The 22,862-nt window shown below is 62.5% G+C and carries 17 protein-coding genes; 8 read left to right on the top strand and 9 right to left on the bottom strand.

Annotation, left to right across the window (positions count from 1 at the left end; genetic code table 11):
* Nucleotides 1-30: 30 nt before the first annotated feature.
* From V1278_RS34130 to V1278_RS34110, 5 genes are all read right to left on the bottom strand, one after another.
* Nucleotides 31-2,352, bottom strand: a complete 2,322-nt coding sequence (locus tag V1278_RS34130; protein ID WP_334383737.1) for an AAA family ATPase — start codon at nucleotides 2,350-2,352, stop codon at nucleotides 31-33.
* Complete coding sequence (locus V1278_RS34125; protein WP_334383736.1) at nucleotides 2,333-3,688, bottom strand: outer membrane beta-barrel protein; 1,356 nt, start codon at nucleotides 3,686-3,688, stop codon at nucleotides 2,333-2,335. Before V1278_RS34125 ends, V1278_RS34130 begins: the two co-directional genes overlap by 20 nt.
* A gap of 362 nt (nucleotides 3,689-4,050) precedes the next feature.
* A complete protein-coding gene (locus tag V1278_RS34120) occupies nucleotides 4,051-4,638 on the bottom strand; it encodes a polysaccharide biosynthesis/export family protein (protein WP_334383735.1) in 588 nt (195 codons plus the stop codon).
* Between the two features lie 127 nt (nucleotides 4,639-4,765).
* Nucleotides 4,766-5,500: a metallophosphoesterase family protein gene (locus tag V1278_RS34115; protein ID WP_334383734.1), complete on the bottom strand. Its 735-nt coding sequence runs from the start codon at nucleotides 5,498-5,500 to the stop codon at nucleotides 4,766-4,768.
* An 89-nt stretch (nucleotides 5,501-5,589) separates the two neighbouring features.
* Nucleotides 5,590-5,739 carry a hypothetical protein gene (locus V1278_RS34110; protein WP_334366582.1) on the bottom strand — a complete coding sequence of 50 codons (150 nt, stop codon included), beginning with the start codon at nucleotides 5,737-5,739 and terminating at the stop codon, nucleotides 5,590-5,592.
* Between the two features lie 710 nt (nucleotides 5,740-6,449).
* Here V1278_RS34110 and V1278_RS34105 point away from each other — a divergent pair.
* From V1278_RS34105 to V1278_RS34085, 5 genes are all read left to right on the top strand, one after another.
* Nucleotides 6,450-7,031 (top strand): sugar transferase, encoded by a 582-nt coding sequence (locus V1278_RS34105; RefSeq protein ID WP_334383733.1) that lies wholly within the window; start codon nucleotides 6,450-6,452, stop codon nucleotides 7,029-7,031.
* A gap of 41 nt (nucleotides 7,032-7,072) precedes the next feature.
* A complete protein-coding gene (locus V1278_RS34100) occupies nucleotides 7,073-8,506 on the top strand; it encodes a mannose-1-phosphate guanylyltransferase/mannose-6-phosphate isomerase (protein WP_334369150.1) in 1,434 nt (477 codons plus the stop codon).
* Nucleotides 8,507-8,593: 87 nt separating this feature from the next.
* A complete protein-coding gene (locus tag V1278_RS34095; protein ID WP_334366583.1) occupies nucleotides 8,594-9,382 on the top strand; it encodes an FkbM family methyltransferase in 789 nt (262 codons plus the stop codon).
* Nucleotides 9,383-9,450: 68 nt separating this feature from the next.
* The gene (locus tag V1278_RS34090; RefSeq protein ID WP_334383732.1) at nucleotides 9,451-10,770 is read left to right on the top strand and encodes a UDP-glucose dehydrogenase family protein; all 1,320 of its coding nucleotides are present in this window, start codon (nucleotides 9,451-9,453) and stop codon (nucleotides 10,768-10,770) included.
* Nucleotides 10,771-10,816: 46 nt separating this feature from the next.
* The gene (locus V1278_RS34085; protein WP_334384318.1) at nucleotides 10,817-11,860 is read left to right on the top strand and encodes an NAD-dependent epimerase; all 1,044 of its coding nucleotides are present in this window, start codon (nucleotides 10,817-10,819) and stop codon (nucleotides 11,858-11,860) included.
* 15 nt (nucleotides 11,861-11,875) lie between these two features.
* Here V1278_RS34085 and V1278_RS34080 read toward each other — a convergent pair whose 3' ends face one another.
* On the bottom strand, nucleotides 11,876-12,820 hold the full coding sequence (locus tag V1278_RS34080) for a helix-turn-helix domain-containing protein (protein ID WP_334383731.1): 945 nt from the start codon (nucleotides 12,818-12,820) through the stop codon (nucleotides 11,876-11,878).
* Between the two features lie 153 nt (nucleotides 12,821-12,973).
* Here V1278_RS34080 and V1278_RS34075 point away from each other — a divergent pair, with 153 nt between their 5' ends.
* The 3 genes from V1278_RS34075 (at nucleotide 12,974) to V1278_RS34065 (ending at nucleotide 17,565) form a co-directional block, all read left to right on the top strand.
* Nucleotides 12,974-14,950, top strand: a complete 1,977-nt coding sequence (locus tag V1278_RS34075; protein ID WP_334383730.1) for a primary-amine oxidase — start codon at nucleotides 12,974-12,976, stop codon at nucleotides 14,948-14,950.
* A 112-nt stretch (nucleotides 14,951-15,062) separates the two neighbouring features.
* A complete protein-coding gene (ggt, locus tag V1278_RS34070) occupies nucleotides 15,063-16,685 on the top strand; it encodes a gamma-glutamyltransferase (protein WP_334383729.1) in 1,623 nt (540 codons plus the stop codon).
* Between the two features lie 73 nt (nucleotides 16,686-16,758).
* Nucleotides 16,759-17,565 carry an MBL fold metallo-hydrolase gene (locus tag V1278_RS34065; RefSeq protein WP_334383728.1) on the top strand — a complete coding sequence of 269 codons (807 nt, stop codon included), beginning with the start codon at nucleotides 16,759-16,761 and terminating at the stop codon, nucleotides 17,563-17,565.
* A gap of 141 nt (nucleotides 17,566-17,706) precedes the next feature.
* Here V1278_RS34065 and V1278_RS34060 read toward each other — a convergent pair whose 3' ends face one another.
* From V1278_RS34060 to V1278_RS34050, 3 genes are all read right to left on the bottom strand, one after another.
* A complete protein-coding gene (locus tag V1278_RS34060) occupies nucleotides 17,707-18,792 on the bottom strand; it encodes a 2Fe-2S iron-sulfur cluster-binding protein (RefSeq protein ID WP_334383727.1) in 1,086 nt (361 codons plus the stop codon).
* The gene (locus tag V1278_RS34055; RefSeq protein ID WP_334383726.1) at nucleotides 18,793-20,670 is read right to left on the bottom strand and encodes an ethylbenzene dehydrogenase-related protein; all 1,878 of its coding nucleotides are present in this window, start codon (nucleotides 20,668-20,670) and stop codon (nucleotides 18,793-18,795) included. It lies immediately after the preceding gene.
* A gap of 263 nt (nucleotides 20,671-20,933) precedes the next feature.
* Nucleotides 20,934-22,436, bottom strand: coding sequence for a hypothetical protein (locus V1278_RS34050; protein WP_334383725.1), 1,503 nt, complete (start codon nucleotides 22,434-22,436; stop codon nucleotides 20,934-20,936).
* Nucleotides 22,437-22,862: the final 426 nt, after the last annotated feature.

Genomic DNA, 22,862 nt, shown 5'->3' with positions numbered 1-22,862 from the left:
CGGCCGATCCATTTAGCGGTCCGCGCGCTCTCACCGGGCCGCTCCGGCATGCAGGCCCGCGGTGCCGTATGGCTTCAGGTAAGCCGAGCTGCGGTAATAGTCATAGAATTGCAGGCGGCTGAGATCGACGCGGGTCAGTACCGTTCCCATGATCCGGTCACTGACGGGGGACAGCAGGTCCATGGCATGGGACAGCACTTCGCGGGGGGTCTGGTCCCACGCGAGCGCCAGGATGATGCGATCGGCCAGTTCGGCGAGCGCGCGGCCATCGACCAGGGGCACCAGCGGCGGCGAGTCGATCACGATCAATTCGTAGCGGTGGCGGAAATAATCGAGCACGTCGACGATCCGGTCGGAGAACATCAGTTCGGTGATGAACTCGACGTGCTTGATCCTGGTCGACGGTAACACAGAGAGCCCGGTGCTTTGATCCACGAGGACGGCGCGTTCCGGGGCGACGTGTCCGATCGCGACTTCCAGCAGTCCGGCCTCGGCGCGCGGACACAGGGAACGGGTCACTTGTGGATTGCGGAGGTCCCCATCGATGAGCAGCGTTCGGATGCCAAGGGTCGCCAGCGACTGCGCCAGGTTGATGGCAAGCGTGGTTTTGCCCTCGCTGTCGAGTGCCGAGGTGACCTGCACGACCTTCACCGGCTGCGACCGCATCGTCCGTTGCAGCGACAGGCGGACCGCGCGGATGGCCTCCGCGAAGAACGTGCCAGGCTCGTCGATCGCGTAACGCGTCAAAGGCGGCTGCAACGCCGGCGGCAGCAGTTTGGTGGTCTTCGGATCGTAGCTGTCCAGTTCGCTGCGTCCGCGCCGCGCGAGACGGGCCAGCTCTCGCGTGCCGATCAACGGCACCGCGGCAAGGGCCGGGACACCCGCAATGGATTCGGCCTGTTCGAGTGTCTTGACGCGGCCGTCAAGATAGTCGGTGAGGAAGGCCAGCACGCTGCCCGCCCCGAGCCCGAGCATCAGGGCAAGCCCCAGGATCAGCATCGTCTTGGGTGACGACGGTCTGATCGGGATGCTGGCCTTGGTCACGATCCGGGAATCCGGCATCTCCAGGCTCTCTTGCGCGGTGGTTTCCTTGGAGCGCGCCAGATAGGATTCGTAGAGCGTGCGGCTGGCCTCGGCCTCGCGCTGCAGTTCGCGTAAGCGTACCTGCGCCTGGCCGGAGGAAGTGGACACGCCCTGGAGCTGGTCCAGGTTCTGCTGCAGGGACACCTCGCGCGAACGCGCGACGTCATAGTCGTGCTTCGTGCTCTCCAGTATTCGCCGGATTTCGTCGTTGATCAGCTTCTGGGTGTCGCGCCGCTGCGCCCGCACATTGGCGACGAGGGGATGACGCGTGCCGTATTTGCTCGACAGATCCGCCTCGTTCTTGGCGATGTCGGCATACTGCGTGCGCAGCTTGGTGATCATTTCCGAGGAAATGGCTGCGTTGATGCCGCCGGGATCGCCGCCTGATTTCGCGATGTCCTGGACCTGCTCGTACTTTGCCCGCGCCTCCGCCGTTTGCACGCGCGCGGCGATCAGCTTGTTATTGAGGTCGGTGAGCTGCTGGTCGTTGAGGGTTACGCCCTGCGAGACCATCAGGTTGTTGGCCGAACGATAATCCTCGACCGCTTTCTCGGACGCAACGACTCGCGACTTCAACTCGTCGATCTGGCCGTTGAGCCAATTCGCGGCAATACGCGTGGCGTCGTGTTTGGCGCGGACCTGCTCGTCGAAATAGGCGTCCGCAACCGCGTTGGCGATGGTTGCGGCCTTCTGCGGCGATTCCGAACTGACGGCGATATCGACGAGGAAGGTGGTGCCCTGCCTTGTTACCTTCATCCGTCTCTGAAGGATCTCGACCGATCGCGCCTCGGCGGCGTCTTCGGCGCTTGCACCGTCGCTTGGCCCACTGCTGCTGAACATGCTGAACAGCGGCTTGATCGGATCGAGGAGGCCGGGTTTGGGTTTGAATTCCGCATCCTCCGTCAGCTTCAGCTTGCCGACGACGCGCACCAGGATCGCAACCGACTGAATCAGCAGCGTCTGGCTTTCGATGGTTGCATCGTCCGTGCCGAAATTCGACAGCACGGACTGGTTGGTCTCGACGACATTGGCGCGGCGCGGATCGACCAGCACGGTCGACGTCGCCGTATATAAAGTAGTCGCGAGCATCAGATAGGTCAGCGCCAGCCCGAGCAGGACGGCGACCGGCAATACCAGCAGCCTGTACCGACGGCGCAGGATGCGGCCCATCTCGCGCAGATCGACGGTCGGATACTGCCAGCTTTCCGCGGGGCGAACCGAAGGCTCGTCGGGGACCACATAGGGCAGGTCAGAATTGCGCTGTAACATTCATTCCTACCAAGTGTTTGTCGAAGCTGAAGACGGGAACGTCGCTGTCGCGCTTGGTGTATCGGTAGTAGGCGGAAACGGCGCCGAAGCGGTTGATGAGATATTTGACCCGCGTGTCTGATGTCAGCACGTTGTCCTTGCGGACCTGGCCGAAGAACCGGTCGTTCTCGTAACCGCCCGCGAGCGATACGATCACGTTGCGCCGCAGCTCGTAGTCGACGCCGAGTTGAACCGCATTCGCAAGCACGCCGGTGGCGCTGGTGTCGGTGGTCTGCGTGACGAGCTGTTCGGCATTGAAATGCACATCGAGCAGACGGGTGGGCCGCCACGTCAGCCGCGCGCGGTAGGAGGGGCCTTCGATGTTGCCGATCGACGGATCGTCGAAACGCTGCTGGACATAGCCGGCGCCGAACTCGCCGGTCACCAGATTGCTCAAGCCGACCGTGACGCCGGTCAGCGCGCGATAGCCTTGCGAGTCCAGCGTGTGGCCTGGCGTCCCCCTGATGTCGCGCTGATTGCCTTCCACGCCGCCGAACCAGCCGAGGGTGGAAGAAATCGCATAGTCGATCCGGCTGTGCAGCGCGTAGATCTGTCCGTCGCGGGCGTCCTGGTTGATGACGGTGCCGTCCTGCGCGCGCGTTGATCCGTAGTCGTAGGAATCGGTACGGAAGCCTATCGAGGTCGTCAGCCGGTTGAATTCCTTGCGCAGCGTGACGTCGCCGGACATCAGATTGTATGGCGTCGGCGATATGGCGTTGGCGGGGGAAGTGAGCGTGCCGACGCCTTCGTTCAGATGTGCGATCTGAAAGCTGCCCAGCAGCATCGTGTCTTTCGTAATGTCCAGCCAGCCATTGCCCTTCAGGCTGCCATTGGTCTGGTTCAGGCTCGAAAACTGGCTATAGGTCGTCGACTGCGCATCCAGCTTCAGATCGACGCCATGCCGCCCCCATAGCGAGCGCGCGCGCAGCGTCGGCTCGATCACCGCCGCGATGTCGGAACGCGGCGCGGTGTTCGACGCAAAGACGTTGCTGTCGTAAAAAGTACCGGCGGTCAGCGACGGGTTGAACATCCAGGAGCCGGAGCGAATGCCGACGGGCTCATAGCCAGGCTGTTGTCGCTTTTTCACCGGCATGTCCTCGGGCGGTATCTCTTCGCGGTTGTCCGGATCGGTCCTGTCCGGCAGCGATGACGGTTCAAAGATTTTCTGCGCGTTCCAGGGTGAAGCGAACTCTCCGCTGGTCCACGGAATGGCTTGTGCATTTGCGGGCGATCCGAGACCGAGCAGGATGGCAGCCGCCGGAGCAGGCAACAGGTTGAAGCTGAAGCGGCCGGGCACGCTTATGGAATGCGATCGCTCTCCGCGTCGCTCAGACGTATTCTGCGATGCAGACTCGAATCCCATCACCCATCCCTTGCGGGAACGCGAAGGCGGCGAACACTTATCGGGCGAGGCCCATCGCTCAAATAATGATCGTCGACTGCGCATAAGAACGGCAGGCCTCATACTCGGTACGCGGGCGCAAGGTTTTGAGTTGTGAGATTGAAGTGATGCGCTCGCTTGCAACGCGCCTTGCCGGAAAAAGTTTTCCTCGCGTCGCAAAATATTTCGCATGTGCAAAATGCGAACTGTGACAACAGCGCAACATGCGCACCATCATCCGCTCAGGTGCGCATGCACTCCATCTGAATTCCGAGACGCTAGAAGTAGCGTTCCGGAACCCTAATGTTATCGCCGGGATAGACCGGGACGGGAGCATCGAGAGGGTGGGTCTCTTCCGCGCCGGCACCTGCACGGCGGAGATAGACCTTGCTTTCGTTGGCGCGGTACGTGAATCCGCCGGCGCTTGCGATCGCGTCCATGACCGTCAACCCATTGCGGTATGGATACTCGCCGCTCTTCTTCACTTCGCCGAGGATGTAGTACGGGCGATACTGCGCGATCTCGACGTTGACGCGCGGATCGCGCACGATTCCCTTTGCAAGCGCGGATGCTATCGCCTTTTCAAGCTGCCGCGTCGTGGCGCCTGCAGCCTTGATGTGACCGGCGAGCGGAATCGAAACTTGACCGCCATTGTCGATTTCATACTCGCCGGTGATGTCAGGTTCGCCGTAGACCTTCAGCCTGATTCGATCGTTCGGACCGAGTACGTAACGCTCCGCAGACGATGCGGATGGCGGCGTTTGTGCTGAAGCACGAATCGAAAATCCGGCACTGATGCCGGCGATTACAAGGACGAAGAGAAGAGAGGAAAGCGTCGGGCCGGCGCTGGACGACCGTTGCTGCATGGCTGCATCTCCATGAATGCACGTAACAGCCGCGGATGATAGGGAAGCAAAAACGGCGAAAGAATGTGATGACGAAGTTCCATGTGCCCAACATGCGCGCATGCGTTAACGAAACGTTGCATGCGAGTCACAGGAAGAGAATCGCCGATCCTTCGATCGCAATGCAGGTCAATGTTCCCGTCCGCCACGCAGCAGTATCGATGTTGATTCGGTTATGCCTGATATCCGGATGCGGCACCGGCGTATGGCCGTGCACGATGAATTGTTCGTGATCCCGCGTAGAGCCCAGGAACTCATCGCGAATCCAAATCAGATCGTTGGGATCCTGATGCTCGATCGGGACATCCGGACGAATGCCGGCGTGCACGAAAAGGAAATCGCCGCAACTGAATTGATTGCGCAAGCACTGCATGAACAGTTGGTGTGCACGCGGAAACGCGTCGAGAAAGCGGCGATGCACCTCGCTCGCCGTCGCGGTTTCGTCATGTAGTTCAACGCCATACGATGCAAGCGTCTGCATGCCGCCTAGTTGCAGCCAATACTGCAGGATGGCCGGATCCTGAAGGAACCCTTCCATCACGGCCTCGTGGTTGCCGCGTAGACACACAGCGTGATTGGCAACGAGTCGGACCGTGAGCAGATCGATCACGGTCTTGGAGTGCGGTCCGCGATCAACGTAATCGCCGAGATAGATCTCGACCGTATGCGCGATCGGTCTACGCCTTATGTCATCGTCGATGCGTGCAATGATCTCGCTCAGCAGGTCGGCACGCCCATGAATGTCGCCGACCGCATAGATGCGTGTACCGGCAGGCGCTGAAGCGTTAACGGAGCGCGAAGGTGCCGCGGGCGATCGGTGCATAATGTGAGATGTCGATCATGGAACCGTGCGGCGGTCAATCCATGACGCAAGATCCTTGAGATGCAGCCACCGGCATAATGGCTGATAAGCTAGTAAAAGAGCAGGCAGATCAGGATCACGATCGCAATCCACGCCGCCGCGTTTGCGATGATGATGCGGTTCCTCAGCCTGCGATCGGGCGACAATGTGCTGTGCGGCACCGGCACCAGCGCACGGCTGTGCAGACGTTGGGCCATCATGAGCGCCTCCCTGGAAGCGTTCCGCTAGGTGGACGGCTCGCGAATCGCTGCCGTCTCTGTTTTCTTTTCCAACCTTGCGATCACCGCAGCAGCCGTGCGCCTTAATCACCACCAGTCGTCACGCTGCAGAGGATCGCTTGGCCTTCGACTAACAAAACAACGACGAGACAGGCATTTGTTGCCCGTGCAGCGACGCTACATTCATCGAGAATCGAACAATGGAATTTGTTCCGCACTTTTCGATTATGCATGGCAGCCTCGATTCGCGCGCAGCTCATTAACCAGGCAAATCGAGACTAAGCATCTCCGAACAAATCGGAATATCGCGTCGCACAAATCCCGTTAACGATTCAGTTCCGCGGTGGTGCGGCACCGCTTTCGCATTTGCGCCAAACTTCGCTCAAAATTCTGGAAAGTCTTAGCGACCGCGAAGTGCGGACGTTCGCTGCTGCGAAATCGTCGCGCTCGCGGTCGAGTAACTCCACGCGCTTAATTCACAGTCCGGTTCCCGCAGAGAGAGGAGAGTCATGGCCTCCATCGTGACAGCCAACTTCGATCGGAGCAACGTTGCGCCGATTCGAAGAGAGCGAACTGAGATATCAGTCCGTCCTGTCGAGTTTGCCGGCGGCAGTACGCATGGCGCGTATCGAGCCCGCCGGCGCTCGCGCCGAAGGGCGCGAAACGAGCCATCCTCGTCGCTTGCAAAGCGTGTGTTCGATATTGCTGCGGCAAGCGGCGCATTGTTGTTCTTCGCGCCGCTCCTGATCGTCATCGCAGTTGCGATCAAGCTGACGTCGCCGGGCCCGGTGCTGTTCTTCCAGTATCGATACGGCTATCGCAACCGCCGCTTCAAGATCTACAAGTTCCGTACCATGCGCGCGGATGCGGGCGATGTGCGCGGCGTAAGGCAGACGGTTCAGGGCGACGCGCGCGTGACGCCTGTGGGGCGAATTCTGCGCAAGACCAGCCTCGACGAAATTCCGCAACTGATCAACGTGATCAAAGGCGATATGTCGCTGGTCGGGCCGCGACCGCATGTGCCGGGAATGCTGGCGGCGGATCTGCCCTACGAACACCTCGTGCCTTATTATTTTCAGCGGCATACGGCGCGGCCGGGCATTACCGGGCTCGCGCAGGTCAGCGGATGCCGGGGAAGCACGGCCGAGTTTGGTCCTGCGGTTTCGCGGATCGATTACGATCTCGTTTATATCGAGAGGTGGTCGCTGCGCATGGACATCATGATCATCATCCGCACGATCCGCAAAGAGTTCCTGTCGGGAAGCGGATTCTGACCGAACTCAACGTCGCAACATCGAAGGACCATGCAATGCCGATGATCGAGCCGCGCGGCCGTATCGTACCCGTTCTCCTGTCCGGTGGCGCCGGCTCGCGGCTGTGGCCGCTTTCGCGCGAAACCTATCCCAAGCAACTGCTCTCGCTACTCGGCGAGAACACCCTGCTGCAGCAAACGGCGCTACGGGTCGACGACCGCTCGCTGTTTACCGACCCGATGGTGATTGCAAATGCCGAGCATCGTTTTGCGATCGGCGAGCAGTTGCGCGCGGTCGGCGTCGACCGTCCGACCATCGTGCTCGAGCCGTTCGGAAGAAACACTGCTCCCGCGGTTGCGGTTGCAGCCCTGCTCGCCAGCGAAGCCGATCCCGACGCCGTGATACTGGCGATGCCGGTCGACCACTGGGTGCGGGATCACGTTGCGTTTCGCGCCGCCATATCGACGGGCATCACGGCCGCGCGCTGCGGCCGATTCGTCCTGTTCGGCGTGCGGCCTTCGTCGGCAGCAACCGGATTCGGCTATATCCGGATGGGCGATGAGCTGGAAGCCGCTTCTCCGATTCGTAATGTCGCCAGCTTCGTCGAGAAGCCGGATCTGGTGACGGTCGAGCGCCTGCTGGCCTGCGACGAGCATGTCTGGAACAGCGGGATATTTCTGCTGCCCGCGCGTCAGTTCATCGACGAATTGGCGCACCGGGCGCCCGAGATCCTGGCCGCCTGTCGCAAGGCGCTGACGGGCGCAACCCGCGACCTTGATTTTCTCCGGCTCGATGAGCGCGCTTTCGAGGCCTGTCCGAGCATCTCGATGGACTACGCGATCATGGAGAAGACCGACAATGCGGTGGTGGTTCCCGCCACGTTCGACTGGAGCGATGTCGGAAGCTGGTCGGCGCTGTGGTCGATGGCGGAGAAGGATTCGTCGGGTAATGTCGTGATTGGCGATGCGGTGGTGGAAGATGCTTCGGGTTGCTACGTGCGGGGCGACGGGCAACTGGTCGCGGCGCTCGGCGTCGAGGATCTCGTCATCGCCACGTCGCCGGACGTCGTGCTGGTGACCAGCCGGAAACGCGACCAGGACGTCGGAAAACTGGTCGAGCGCCTGAAAGCAAACGGCCATCGCTCGGCGACCCAGACCCACAGCGTCCATCGCCCCTGGGGATACTATCAATCGATCCATGCCGGGGAGCGGTTTCAGGTCAAGCGCATCACCGTCAATCCCGGCGCCAAGCTGTCGCTGCAGAAACATTATCATCGCGCCGAGCATTGGGTCGTGGTGAACGGCACCGCAATCGTTACGCGCGACGACGAGGAAATCCTGCTGCGCGAGAACGAGTCGATCTTCGTCCCTTTGGGATGCATGCATCGTCTGGAGAATCCCGGAAAGGTTCCCCTCAACCTGATCGAGGTCCAGTCGGGCGCCTATCTCGGGGAGGACGACATCGTCCGCGTGCAGGATATCTATGACCGCGTTTGAGGTGTGGTGGGGTGGGAGGCAGCATCCGCATCGAGGGCGAGGCACGTCGCAACGAGGCGTGCGCGCGCGACACGAAGGGAGGCAGCGATGAACACAAAACAACACGTCAAGGAGCTGGTGAAGGATGCGTTTCCCTCGATATGGCTGCAATGGCACTTCATGAAGCGCCCCAAATCAGCGGAGCGGGAACTGTCCTATCTCGACAAGGTCATTCCCGACGACGCGGTGACGGTCGACGTCGGCGCAAACTGCGGCCTCTACACGCGGCGGCTGGCGCGGCTTTCCCGCCAGGTCCACGCCTTCGAGCCTTCGCAGCAGATGGCGAGGTTGCTGCGCCGAACCTCGGCGCGCAATGTGAGCGTTCACGAGATCGCGCTGTCGGATCATGACGGCGATGCCGAGCTGTTCATCCCGCAAGGCGAAGATGGTTTGGTGTACGGCCTTGCCTCGCTGGAGGCGCGAGCCGACTCATCGGCGAAGGTCGTTTCCGCTCATGTGCCGATCGCGCGGCTCGACGCTGTGATCGACCAGGACGTGGCGTTCGTGAAGATCGACGTCGAAGGCCACGAGTTGAATGTGCTGAACGGCGCCGTCGAGCTTCTGGAGCGCTGCCAGCCGGTATTCCTGGTCGAGGCGGAGGACCGGCATCGCACCGAGGCGACCCGCTTGGTGTTCGAATTCTTTCGGAACAAATCCTATCGGGGGTTCTTCCTGAAGGACAACGACGTGATTGGAGTGGAACAGTTCGATTCCCGAAGGCTTCAGGATGCAGATGCGCTGCGGCCAGACGGCGGCCGCAAGAACGGACAGTTCTACGTCAACAACTTCTTCTTCTTTCCCCGGCATCTCGACGGTGAATCGATATTGAGCAGCTAGCGCGTCGTTTCACCGCCTCTCTGCCGGCGCGACCTTTGGGCCGCGCGGCTATTCAGACAGGAACCGTAATGCATATAGCGATGATTGGCGCCGGCTATGTTGGGCTGGTGTCAGGGGCGTGCTTTTCCGATTTTGGCCATCAGGTCGTCTGTATCGACAGCAATGCGGAGAAGGTTGCGAGCCTCAACAACGGGGAGATGCCGATCCACGAACCCGGACTGGCCGAACTGGTGGCGCGAAACGTTGGCCAAGGCCGCCTTTCATTTTCGAGCGATCTGAAATCGGCCGTTAGCGGTGCGGAAGTGGTGTTCATCGCGGTCGGCACGCCGTCGCGCCGCGGCGACGGCCATGCCGATCTTTCCTATGTCTATGCGGCAGCGCGCGAGATCGCCGGCGTGCTTCCCGACCGGGCGGTGGTGGTCACCAAGTCGACAGTCCCGGTCGGGACCGGCGACGAGGTCGAGCGCATCATCCGCGAAGAAAATCCCGACGCCAAAGTTGCCATCGTTTCCAATCCCGAATTCCTGCGCGAAGGGGCGGCGATCCGCGACTTCAAGCATCCCGACCGGATCGTGATCGGAACGGACGATGCACGCGCCCGCAGCGTGATGGCCGAGGTGTACCGGCCGCTTCATCTCAACGCTTCCCCAATCCTCTATACCGATCGCCGCACCGCCGAATTGACGAAATACGCCGCCAACTCCTTTCTCGCCACCAAGATCGCCTTCATCAACGAGATCGCCGATCTCGCCGAAAAGGTCGGCGCCAATGTGCAGGAAGTCGCGCGCGGGATCGGCCTCGACAACCGGATCGGCCAGAAATTCCTGCATGCGGGGCCGGGCTTTGGCGGCTCCTGCTTTCCAAAGGATGCGATGGCGCTGATCAAGACCGGTCAGGACAATGAATCGCCGGTACGCATCGTCGAGACGGTGGTCGCCGTCAACGACCAGCGCAAGCGGGCGATGGCACGCAAGGTCGCGAATGCGTTCGGCGGCAACATCCGGGGCAAATCCATTGCGGTGCTCGGCGTAACGTTCAAGCCGGATACCGACGACATGCGCGACGCGCCATCCATTCCGCTGATCACCGCGCTGCAGGACATGGGGGCCGAGGTGCGCGTTTTCGATCCCGTCGGCATGGAGCAGGCGAAGAAGGTGTTCGAGAACGTTACCTTCTGCGACAGCGCCTATCGTTGCGCGAAAGGATGCCACGCGCTCGTCATCGTCACTGAATGGGAGCAGTTCCGGGCGCTGGATCTCAAGGAATTGTCCACCATCATGGCCTGTCCCGTGATTGTCGATCTGCGCAACATCTACTCTCCGGAGGAGGTGAGGCGGAACGGCTTTCTTTACTGCGGCGTGGGGCGACCGAAATCGGTGGCGTACTGACAAGCATGAGCCGTCATGACATCGGCTGGTGGAGGATGCACGCATGATGCCGGATCAGGCAATTCTGGTAACGGGAGCCGCGGGCTTCATCGGATTTCACGTGGCGCAACGGTTGCTGCAGTCGGGCCATCGCGTGGTCGGGCTCGACAACCTCAATTCATACTACGATCCGCAACTGAAGGCGGCCCGGCTCGCGATCCTGCGCAACGATCCGCGTTTTCAGTTTGAAGAGCTGGACGTGGCGGATCGCGTCGCGATACCGGCGCTGTTCGCGCGCCATCGGTTTCCCGTCGTCATTCATCTGGCCGCGCAAGCAGGCGTGCGCTACTCGCTGCAGGATCCGCACGCTTATGTCGACGCCAATCTGGTCGGCTTCACCAATGTCCTGGAGGGATGCCGGCACCATGGCTGCCGCCATTTGTTGTTCGCATCCTCGTCGTCTGTGTACGGGGCAAACAGGAAGTTGCCCTTCTCGGTGCATGACAATGTCGATCATCCGATCAGCCTTTATGCCGCGAGCAAGAAGGCCAATGAATTGATGGCTCATTCGTACAGCCATCTTTACGGAATCCCGTGCACAGGCTTGCGCTTCTTCACGGTGTACGGCCCGTGGTATCGGCCCGATATGGCGCTGTTCGTGTTTGCGGACGCAATCGTCCGCGGCGATCCGGTCAAGCTGTTCAATGGCGGCCGGATGCTTCGCGACTTCACCTATATCGACGACGTGACAGAGGCTCTGGTCCGCCTGATCGATCGCGCGCCGCAGGTCGGGCAGCCCGGGCCCGGGCTGGACGGAATTCAGGACCCGGGATCGAGCATCGCCCCTTGGCGCATCTACAATGTCGGAAACAACAAGCCGCAGGAATTGATGCTCGTACTCGACATTCTCGAGCGGGAGCTGGGCCGCAAGGCCAACAAGGAACTGCTGCCGATGCAGCCGGGCGACGTGCCAACCACCTATGCCGATGTCGATGACCTCGTGCGCGACGTCGGCTTTCGCCCGGCAACCCCGATCGAGGACGGCATCCAGAAGTTCGCGGCCTGGTATCGCAGCTATTACGAAGCAAACCGGGCGATGGCCGCATCCTAGAACCGGTACGCCTGCCTAGAACCGAACCGGCACGCTTGCGCGAAAATCCCGCGGCGTGGTGCCATGTTTGTTCTTGAACGCGCGTGCAGCGTGAGCGGCATCGGCAAACCCGCACTGATGCGCCAATCTCGCGATCGAAATGTTGGCCAGCGAAGCCTGCCGCAGCAGGTTGCGCAGCATTTCGACCCGCAGATGAAGGACATGCCGTTCGAACGTGGTCTCGCGGTCGGCGAAGATGCGATGAAAGGTCCGCTCCGAGATGCCGAACTCGGCGGCGAGCGCCGGCACTGGCCGGACGGCGACGATATTGGCCCTCAGATAGGTGTCGATCAGGCGGAACAGGTTGGGACGGGTGAGTTGATGGCCAGCGCCTGCGGCAAGACGCAGCAGAGCCGACAGGAAGGCAACGACATCTGGCTCATCTTGTCGTCCTGGCGGATCGGGCAAGGAAATCGCGTTGCGAACCATCGCTGCGATCGAACGCGCAACAGTCCCGGATAGCGGTACAGGCTTGGCGCATAATCGCTCCGCGCCGGGAACGGACCGCAACAGCGGCGCGGCGGGGACCGTTGCGATCAGCAGCTCCGCGCACTGTTCGGGGCCGAACAGCCGATCCTCGAACGGACGCCGCGCGTCATAGAGCACGCCATATCCCGGATCGATCGTGCCCTCGTTGCCGGCTTGCACCATCGCGCTGCGCCCGCGCCGCTGGAAGTCGAACATGAATTCGTCCGAGCCGGCCCGACTCACCAGCCTGGCATCGCGGGTGTAGCATTGCGGGCTGCTGTCGAAGCGCACGAGCTTGGCATCGCCGATCTCGACGAACTCGAAGTGGCCGCTGACGACGGTGGAGCCGAGCGGCTTGGTCTCGATATTGGCAAAAGACCGGCAGATCGCCTCGGTCCAGAAGGCCTGACGCTCCGTCGGACGGATCGGGTCGGTGGAGACGCTGATCGGCATCGCGTGACGACATCCGGTTGATGAACCCCCAGCGTCGCGCAGGATTGGTGGCTCTGGCAAGGGCGAACCAGCGCCGGACGTGGCAGGTTCATTCAAGACACGCCGTCTCGGACCGCCGTAACCTGCAACCAGTCCATGGGAATTCGGTCCGATATGATACCTACAAAGCCATCTGTCGGCACAGATGCCGATCATCCGCTCGACCCGCTCAGCGAGGCCGAAGTCGCGCTGGCGTCCGAAATACTGAGGAAAGAAAAGAGACTCGGCCCGCACGCGCGATTTACGCATGTGCAGCTCGAAGAGCCGGCCAAGTCCGACGTCCTCGGCTGGGAGCCGGGCGTTGGGCTGCCACGGCGGGCCGCCGCCACCCTGTTCGACAGCAAGACCGGCGCGACGCATGTCGCCACCGTAGACCTTGAATCAGAGTCCGTGACGGCGTGGCGCGAATATTCGACCAAGGCACATCCTTACGGCCAGCCGCCGATCACCATCGAGGAAGTGTTCAAGGTCGGCGACATCGTCAAGGCCGACGCGGACTGGCGGCGCGCGATGAAGCGGCGCGGCCTCGATGACAAGGACATCGAGCTGGTTCAAGTCGATCCGTTCTCGGCCGGCTATTTCGACCGCGAGGTGGAGAAGGGCCGCAGGCTGGTCAGCGCCGTGTCCTATTGGCGCAGAGATCTCAAGGACAATGGTTACGCGCACCCGATCGAGGGCGTGGTCGCGCTGGTCGACCTGATCGAGAACAGGATCGTCCATCTGGTCGACGAGCCCGACATCATTCCGATCCCGAGAAAATCACGCAACTACGACCGGGCGTCGATCCCGCAAACGCGCAAGGACGTCAAGCCGCTCGACATCGTGCAGAAGGACGGCCCGAGCTTCACGGTCGAGGGCTGGAAGGTCAGTTGGCAGAACTGGTCGTTCCGCGTCGGCTGGACCGCGCGCGAGGGCCTCGTGCTGCACCAGATATCGTTCCGCGACGGTGCGCGCGAACGGCCGATCATCTACCGCGCCAGCGTCACCGACATGATCGTGCCCTATGCCGATCCGACCGCGAACCATTTCTGGAAATGCGCCTTCGATGCCGGCGAGTATGGGCTGGGCAAGCTCGCCAACGCGCTCAAACTCGGCTGCGATTGCCTCGGCCATATCAATTATTTCGACGTGCCGGTCGCCGACGACTACGGCAAGCCCGGCATCATGAAGAACGCGATCTGCCTGCATGAGGAGGATTACGGGATCCTCTGGAAGCATTACGAGTTCCGCAACGAGACGTTTGAGGTGCGGCGGTCGCGCCGCCTCGTCATCTCTTTCTTCACCACAGTCGGAAACTACGACTACGGCTTCTTCTGGTATTTTTATCAGGACGGCACGATCCAGCTCGAAGTCAAACTGACCGGCATCATCCAGACCGCGGCGATCGCCGCAGGCAAGGACTACCCGTGGGGCGGCATGGTCGCCGAGTATCTCGGCGGCCCAACCCATCAGCACTTCTTCAATGCCCGCCTGCACATGATGCTCGACGGCGAAGGCAACACCGTCACCGAGCACGAGTTCCGCCCGCGGCCGTGGGGTACGGACAACCCATACGGCAACGTGTTCGATGTCACGGCCCGAACGCTCTCGCGCGAGCGCGACGCGGCCCGAGAAGCCGACGGGCGGACCGGGCGGTACTGGAAGATCAGCAACCCCAACAAAACGAATAGCGTCGGCGGTCCGACATCGTACAAGCTGATAGCGCACAGTGCGCCCGCGATGCTGGCGCAAGAGGGCTGTTACATGACCTCGCGCGGCGGATTTGCAACCAAGCACGTCTGGGTGACGCGCTATGCGCCCGACGAGCGATACGCGAGCGGCGAGTTTCCGAACCAGCATGCCGGCGGCGACGGTCTGCCGAAATATATCGCCCAGAACCGCACCATCGAAAACCAGGATATCGTGGTCTGGCACAGTTTTGGGGCGACGCATGTCTGCAGGCCCGAGGATTTTCCGGTGATGCCGGTCGAATATGTCGGCTTCACGCTAAAGCCGAACGGCTTTTTTGCCGAGAATCCGGCGATGGACCTGCCGCCCGACCGGAACGCTGCGAGCCGGGACAACCGCGACAAGGGTTCATGCTGCGGCTGACGTCCGCGGGTTCGCTCTTTCTTTTCATCAAGCAAGGAGACTGACCATGAATCGCAGGTACATGATCAGGCGAATTCGCGCCTGACGGCTCGGCATATTCCAGGGGCTTGAATTGGACATTCGTACCGGCCGACCGGTGACGCTTGCGTCGAACGGCATGGTGACGTCGCCGCATTCGCTGGCATCCATGGCCGGCATCGACGTGCTCCGCGCCGGCGGCTCCGCCATCGATGCCGCGATTGCGACGAGCGCGGTGCTCGCCGTCGTCTATCCGCACATGACGGGTCTCGGCGGCGACGCGTTCTGGCTCATTCACGACGGCGCCAGCGGCGCGATCCGCTACCTCAATGGCGGCGGCAAGGCGGCAGCCACTGCCACGCTTTCGTCGATCGAGCAGCGAGGGTTGAAGGAAATCCCGCTGCGGGGAATCGTGCCGGCGACGCTCACGGTGCCGGGCGCCGTGGCGAGCTGGATTGAGGCGCACAATCTCCATGGCCGATTGCCTCTGCAGCGCGTGCTCGAGAGCGCCATCGGCTATGCGCGCGATGGCTTCCCGGTCACCGGCCGCCTTGCCAGCTTCATCGAGATGATGCGCGATGATCTGGTTGGGGATCGCGAGGCCGCCGCGTTGTTCTTTCCGCAAGGCACGGCAGCGCGGCCAAGCGCAAAGCTCACCAATGCAAACCTTGCCCGCACGCTTCAATCGATCGCGGATCGCGGATGGTCGGGCTTTTATCAAGGGGAGGTCGCGGCTGAAATGGCGCGCTTTTCGGAAGAGAAAGGCGGGCTGTTTCGGCTGGCCGATTTCGGCCGGCAAAAGGCGATCTGGGGCGAGCCGCTTGCTGGCCGCTACCGCGACGTCACCGTCTTCAACACGCCGCCGCCGACGCAGGGCTTTACCGTGCTCGAGATGCTCAACCTCCTCGAGCCGCACGAACTGCATCGAAAGGATTTTCTCGGGCCCGACCATGTGCATCTCATGGTACAGGCCAAGCAGATTGCCTATCACGACCGCGATCAGATGCTCGCCGATCCCTCCTTTGTCGAGGTGCCGGTCGAGCGGCTGATATCGAAGGAATACGCGCACCTGCGCGGCCGGCTGATCGACGGGAGGTCGGCATTGAAATGGGACATGGTCCCATCCTTCGGCAGCCTTGCCGGCGACACAGTCTATGTCGCCGTTGTCGATCGTGACGGCAACGCGGCGTCGCTGATTCAAAGCCTGTATGGCGCGTTCGGCGCCTGCGTGGTCGCGGGAAACACCGGCGTCATCCTGCAAAATCGCGGCGCGTATTTCACGCTGGACCGCAATCATCCCAATCGCCTCGAGCCCGGCAAGATCCCGCTGCATACGCTGATCGCCTCGATGGCCAAACGCGACGGCAAGCTCTGGAGCGTGCTCGGCTGCATGGGCGCGGATGGCCAGCCGCAAATTCAGCTCCAGCTTTATTCCGCCATGATCGATTTCGGACTCGATATCCAGGAAGCGATCGAGATGCCGCGATTTCTCTCCGGCCGCTTCGCGCTCGGCGAGGCGCGCGACACGCTGCATATCGAAGGGCGGTTCCCTATAGATACGATCGATGCGCTCGCACAGCGCGGCCACACCATCAACCGCTGGGACGCCTGGAACGAAATGGCCGGCCATGCGCATGGCATCACGATCGACCGGCGGAACGGCGTGCTGAGCGGCGGTTCGGACCCGCGCAGCGACGGGGCGGCGATCGGTTACTAAATGTTGATCCGCGCTTCGCATTGGCTGGCCCTGCCGTTATGCGTTACCACTCCTTCCGACAGGAGTGATGCCGATGCCGCTATGGACCTGCGAACAATGTGGCGCCCAGTTTCCCGAAAGTGCCGACCCACCGGCCGCGTGTCCGGTCTGCGAGGACGAACGGCAATTTGTGAACTGGAAGGGACAGGCGTGGCTCACGCGCGAGGAATTGGCGCAACATCACACGCTCGTCTGGCGTGATGATCTCGGCATTCCCGGTATCGGACTCAAGCCGAGTTTTGCGATCGGACAGCGCGCGCTACTCGTGCGCGAGGCGGATGGCTGCGTGATGTGGGATTGCGTGCCGTTAGCCACGCCCGAGGCGATCGACTACGTCCGCTCGCTCGGTGGCCTGAAGGCGATTGCCGTCTCACACCCGCACTACTATGGCGCGGTCGCCGACTGGAGCGAGGCGTTCGGCGGCGTGCCGGTCTACCTGCACGGCGACGACCGCGCTTTCGTCACGCGGCCGCACCGGACAATCGTGCCATGGACCGGCGACAGCCTCCGGCTCTCGGACGATATCCTGCTGGTACGAACCGGCGGACATTTTGCAGGTGCCACGGTCCTGCATTGGCGCGCTGGCGCGGAGGGCCGTGGTGCGCTGCTCACCGGTGATGTCGCCATGGTGGCGATGGATCGCCGCTCCCTCAGCTTCATGCACAGCTATCCGAATTATATCCCGCTCAATGCCGCAGCCGTGCGCCGGATCGCACGCGCGGTCGAGCCGCTGACGTTCGACCGCATCTATGGCGCATGGTGGGGCCGCAACATCGAAGGCAATGCAAAGGCGGCGTTCGAAATGTCCGTTCAGCGATACATCGCAGCGATCTCTGGCTGAGACAGTCCCGTGTCCCGGACGCGGTGCGGCGCAGAGCGCTGCACCGCAGAGCCGGGACCCGCCGCAGCACGTAGACCTCGGATCAGAAGCGCACCACGCCGCAAGCGCGGCGCGCTGCGCTGCATCCGGGGAACGCCGCGGCTAGCGGTTACCCGCGCCAACCGCGGACACACCGCGGGGCATCGGCGCCTCGCGTTGCGCCGGCTGCAACGGGATGGCGCTCTTCGGCTCGCTGAGCCAGCCGGTGAGGCGCGACATCAGGCCGGCCTGCTCCACCGTCCGCGGCTCCTGCACGAAGGGATCGGTGTAGCATCGGGCGCCCGCGGCCTTTGCAATTCGCGCTACCGCATCGGTCATCGCCGGCGCGCCCGCGGTGTAGACCACGTCATCCGGCGTGAGTTTTGGCAAATGATCGGTCGGCCGACCGCTGCGAACGGCGTGCGAGATATTTTGCGGCTCCGATACCATCGGAATCAGCGTGACGTTGGGAAACAGCGCCAGCCGGCACAGCGCCGCATGCATGTAGAGCGAACGGATGCTCCGGGCCGCCACCACGAAGACCATTTCGCGCTGCGGCTGCTCCATGATCGCGGCGACCGCGACCGACCACATCGGGGCGAAACCGGTGCCGCTGGCGACGAGAACGATGCGCCCGGCATGGCCTTGCCTGAAGAAGGCGCGGCCGTACGGCCCCGTCAGCTTGACGCGATGTCCGGCGCGGATCTCGTGTCCGAGCGCCGAGGATACCAGACCGTCCGCGACCTTTCGGATATGAAAGTGCAGGATGCGATCGTGGGGCCGGCCTTCCAGCGGATAGGTCGGGCTGTAGGACCTTGCCGGGAATCCCTGAAACTGCAGCTTGCAGTACTGGCCGGGAAGATAGTCGAGCGGCTTCGGCAGCTCGATGTCGACCCCCGCCACGTCGGGCGCGAGTTGAACGGTCTGCGCCACTTCCGCCGACAGTGCCACCGGCTCGGGAGCCGCCTCGATCGCGATTTCAAGATCGGAGACGATTCTGGCCTGGCAGGCATGGATCATGTCGTCGCCCCGGCTATGGCCGCCGAATACCTGGCCGTCCACGAGCCGCACGCGGCAGGCGCCGCAAATTCCGGAACGGCAATCATGCGGAAGATCGACCCCGTTCATCAACGCCCAGTCGAGCAGAAGCTCGCCGCGATTGGCCAAATACGGCTCGTTGTTAACAGTGACTTTGCAAATCCTTGACATTTATTCCACCTCGATACGAATAGGACGGACGTGCCGTGTATGTCTGATCTGGCTGTGGTCGAAAGCGGCGACCCGCATGAAGATGCCGGTCTTGATCGGCACGTCGAACTGGCTTGTGGTGTCGAGCCGACGCTTCACCTCGAGCGCCCAGTGGCCGGAAGCCCAGCGGGCTGCGCTTCTGATGTCGGCGCGGTCGCCTGAAAATTCGCCGCCCAGGATGACGCCCGGGATCACGGTCCCCGTCGGGATGCGGGCGTCGACGTTGGTCGAATACGGCACGGAATCCTGCTCGGTCATGAACCATCGCGCGCCGTCGCTTTCGCCGTGATTGGGATCGAGGTCGATATCCCCCATCGCGTTCGTCGTGTCGGCGACGACTTTGGGCAGGCGCAGCGGAGCGATCAGCCGGCTGCGGCGTGGACCGCCTGACGTGTCGGCCTCGACGGTGAAATTGTCCCGGTAGTTTGCCGTGCCCGGGTCGGGCGCGAAGCCGCCCTTGTACGGAACGACGTTTGCCGCCTGCATCGGGGTCGGGTCGAGCGGCGGCCCGAAATGCGTATCGTCCATCCATCCGGTCGCGCCGCTCGTGGCCTTCCACTGCCAGACATCGGCATAGCCGGATGCCGTGTAATGCAGTCCGCGGCCGCTCATAGTGGCAGGCGCGCCGGCGACCGGCTGCGGCCCGGGATGAAAGGTTCGCCCGCCCGCCAGCGTGACATCCGACGTGGTCAGCAGCACCGAAAACTTGTCTTCGTTGTACTGATGCTCGTCGCCAAGCTGAAAGCCGGAATGAAGCAGGTGCCATCCATCGGCCTGCTTGACGAGCGGCAGGTGTTTTAGCGAGCGCGTCGAATCTTCCCAGGTGAAGAGGAAATAGGCATAGGTGCCGTCATGCACCGCGCGAATTTCGATTCGGGTCTCGCCCTTGCCGTCGAAATTTCCGCCTTCTCCGGTCAATAGCGAGAACGGCCTGACGCCGCGCCAGGCCCGATCGGACGTGTCGCCGTCGAGGGCCGGCGCGTCGGCGGGATTGATGCGGCGAATCTGAACACCGTCCACCGCCAGCCGATCGGTAGCCACGAGGAGCGAAGCGCCAGTGATCGCAGCGGCGGCCGCCACGAGGAACGGATTGGCCTGCAGCGTCGGGTTTCGCGATCTCGAAGGCCCGGCATGGGATCGTGGCGCCGGATCCGGCTCACGCGTCCGATCGCGCCGCGCCTCTGCGCCGGGCTGCAGTGGATGCGATGCAACCTCAGGCGGTGGGTCTTCGGGTTCCGGCGCCCGCGCCGATCGCTCGGCCAGCAGTCCCAAGAGCTCGACGGCATCGAGCCGCGGCGGCGGCGCCGGCAGCGGAGCGGGACGAAAAATACGCAGCAGTTGCGAGATGCCGCCGCTTTTGTATTGGGTCAGGACATGAAGGGCGACAAAGGCGAGGATCACCCAGGTCCCCACCCAATGCAGCATCGCCACGTCGTAGCCGGAGTAGAAGCCGAAATAGAGCGCGCCGCCGCTGACCAGCAAACCGAACATCGTGACGAAGAAAATCCAGTACATCAGGGCAATCACGGCGCTCAATCTGGCCTGTCCGCGGCCGAACAAGCCGCGCAGGCGAACCTTGTCGAGCTGGACGCGGCGTCCGAGGCCGGAGCGGAGCATGTAGACGACGTAGCCGATCGCCACGGCGACCAGGACGACGGCCGCCTGCATATGGGCGATCCATACGCTGTCGCGCGGCAGCACGGCGTCGAACCAGTTGATCCAGGTCCGGTCGGGCGTTTCCGTCGCAATGCGTAAGCCGGTGACGAGCGCAACGACGAATGCGGCCACGAACGTCCAGTGTAGAATGATGGTCCCATAGTCCGTCTTACGCTGCCTCACACATACGCCCCGCTACTTCACTTACCGGACAGCAACTGTTGGCGCCGATCCCGCCAACCGCCGATGTCGCTGCCGTACTAGTGATGGTCCTCAAAGCCGTCGGTGAGGCCATCGTCCAAGATCGTTCTTTGCGGGCACTGGCCGGTGAAGAGCTCTTTTGCGCCCGCCGCGTGAGCCGGATCGGCGAACGCGCTTCTTGTTTGATGTATCGGCCTCCAGCGTCCCCGACGTGTCGGGGGCGCCGGAGGTCGCGCCGCGCGCCGCTATCCCCACATATGATGTAAATGATGTGCCAATTCGGGCATGTCCGAATTGGCTTGGTCCGCCCCCCCGATCTCCACGTCGGCAGCCGCAAACATCACCGGCTCGCCGCTGATGGCGGGAGCTGCGACTTGTTGCACGTCCGATGTGGCTACCGCGGCCAGCGCCGGCGGCGTTTCGGCGACCGGCGTCTCCACGACCGGCGTCCCCAGTACCTCGGCGACCGTCAAGCCGTCCGGATTGTAGGTGCCGCCGGTAACAGGGGTATTGTTGCCGCCGACATCGGCCGCATTGCCGTGCATCTGGTCCGCGGCAGCGACGACCAGCGTCGCGTTGCCGGTCTGCAATCCCTTGATCATTGCGGCAATCTCGGCGCCGAGGATGCCGCCCAGGTCCGCGTCGAAATCGGTGACGCTCTTCTCGAATGCCCTGAGATCGCCGATCAGCGCGGCGATCGCCTCGCTGTCTTGGCTTCCCACGATGTCGACGGCTTGCTTTCCAAGCGAATTGGACCGCGCAATGAAATTGGCCACGAACGCCGTCTGCACATCATTGTCGAGATATTTCGGAGCCGGCGAGGTGTCATCCGGAAGCGGCGTAAGGCCGCCGATGCCGTCTTGCGTTGCCATATCAGCCAGATTGGCATCGCTCTGGATGATGTCGATGATGTCGAGGATGTTGTCGGCGCTGGCCTGTGCCGCATTGGGGCTTATCCCGGGGTCGTTGATGTAGACGAGCTCGAGTTGGAGTTGCTGCACGATCTCATCGGCATGGACGCCAGTCAGGCCGTCGAACAGCTCCGGGTTGGCGGTCATCAGCGCCTGCATGTCCGATATCACGGCGTTGATATCATCGGTGATCTGCGCCCGGTTACCGTCATTGACCCCGCCAAGGATCTGACTGGCCACGTCCTCGAAGATCGCGCCGATCTCCGCGAGATTGTGAGGCGCCGTGGCGGCGGGGGCAGTGGGCAGCGGCGCGGGCGGCGCCGGATTAGCCAGCACGGGATCGGTACTGACGGCATTGATGACGCTGAGTTGGCTGACGCGAAGCGCTTGTTCTGCGCCGGCGGCGTTGCCGAACGAGCCTGCCGCGCTCACCGAGGCGTTGGCCGCCGAAATGGCGCTGGTGATGTCGGACAGGATCGCCTGAACATGGCCGAGCGCGGCGCCGGAAAACTGGCCTGTATTGAGCTCGGCCAGCAGATTGTTCTGCACCGCGGTGAGATCGTTGGTGTAGCTTGCGATGCTGCCGGCTGGTTGGGTGCCGTTGCCGAGCGCGCTTTGCTGCGAGACATCCACTGGCGCCCGAGCCATGCCGTTGAAGGTTGAGCCGAGGTCGGAAAAATTCGAACCGACAGGCCGTGACGTCGTTTGGCTGGCCGGCGGCGTTTCATCGGGCGGTGTCGTGGACGGGGAAGCCGGAGCGACTGGCGGGCTGGCGACTTCATCGATCGGGAGATCGAGATCAGCGTCGGGCTGATCCCCGTGAGCCAAGCGAGCCATTGTTCGTCCCCTGCTGTCCAGTCGAATCCATTGACGCATAGGCGCGGCCATCCGCCAGGGGGCGGGATGTCGCGCATGGTGAAAGATCATTTAGCTTGATGGCGTCATTCGGCCGACACAGCGACCAATGAGCGCCGAAGCAAGGTGATAGACGGACAAATCCATGACGCACGCCGTGCGGGAAAACGGCGAATGAAGCGCGCGCGACAAGGGCATCGCAGCCCTTGTCTGACGCGCCGTGTCTTCGGTGCCGGCATCCTAGCCGGAGGTGTGCACGCCGTTTCGGCAACCGCCGAGCGTTTGCCACCGTTCTACCCACGAGCGAACTTGAACAATCGGCATTCGTCGCATTGTTGCCGAAAAATGGTCCGCATCGCGCGTCAAGGAGACCTGCAGGGAGACCCGATGGGGCGGGTCGTAGGGCAG

The organism is Bradyrhizobium sp. AZCC 1577 (assembly GCF_036924575.1).
Lineage (GTDB): Bacteria > Pseudomonadota > Alphaproteobacteria > Rhizobiales > Xanthobacteraceae > Bradyrhizobium.
This window is presented reverse-complemented; position numbering and strand designations above follow the sequence as displayed.

What these genes read in the sequence shown, in the direction of transcription:
- V1278_RS34130 (WP_334383737.1), bottom strand. Translation starts at nt 2,352, where the DNA reads ATGTTACAGCGCAATTCTGACCTGCCCTATGTGGTCCCCGACGAGCCT.
- V1278_RS34120 (WP_334383735.1), bottom strand. Translation starts at nt 4,638, where the DNA reads ATGCAGCAACGGTCGTCCAGCGCCGGCCCGACGCTTTCCTCTCTTCTC.
- V1278_RS34115 (WP_334383734.1), bottom strand. Translation starts at nt 5,500, where the DNA reads ATGCACCGATCGCCCGCGGCACCTTCGCGCTCCGTTAACGCTTCAGCG.
- V1278_RS34110 (WP_334366582.1), bottom strand. Translation starts at nt 5,739, where the DNA reads ATGATGGCCCAACGTCTGCACAGCCGTGCGCTGGTGCCGGTGCCGCAC.
- V1278_RS34100 (WP_334369150.1), top strand. Translation starts at nt 7,073, where the DNA reads ATGATCGAGCCGCGCGGCCGTATCGTACCCGTTCTCCTGTCCGGTGGC.
- V1278_RS34095 (WP_334366583.1), top strand. Translation starts at nt 8,594, where the DNA reads ATGAACACAAAACAACACGTCAAGGAGCTGGTGAAGGATGCGTTTCCC.
- V1278_RS34090 (WP_334383732.1), top strand. Translation starts at nt 9,451, where the DNA reads ATGCATATAGCGATGATTGGCGCCGGCTATGTTGGGCTGGTGTCAGGG.
- V1278_RS34085 (WP_334384318.1), top strand. Translation starts at nt 10,817, where the DNA reads ATGCCGGATCAGGCAATTCTGGTAACGGGAGCCGCGGGCTTCATCGGA.
- V1278_RS34080 (WP_334383731.1), bottom strand. Translation starts at nt 12,820, where the DNA reads ATGCCGATCAGCGTCTCCACCGACCCGATCCGTCCGACGGAGCGTCAG.
- V1278_RS34075 (WP_334383730.1), top strand. Translation starts at nt 12,974, where the DNA reads ATGATACCTACAAAGCCATCTGTCGGCACAGATGCCGATCATCCGCTC.
- V1278_RS34065 (WP_334383728.1), top strand. Translation starts at nt 16,759, where the DNA reads ATGCCGCTATGGACCTGCGAACAATGTGGCGCCCAGTTTCCCGAAAGT.
- V1278_RS34060 (WP_334383727.1), bottom strand. Translation starts at nt 18,792, where the DNA reads ATGTCAAGGATTTGCAAAGTCACTGTTAACAACGAGCCGTATTTGGCC.
- V1278_RS34050 (WP_334383725.1), bottom strand. Translation starts at nt 22,436, where the DNA reads ATGGCTCGCTTGGCTCACGGGGATCAGCCCGACGCTGATCTCGATCTC.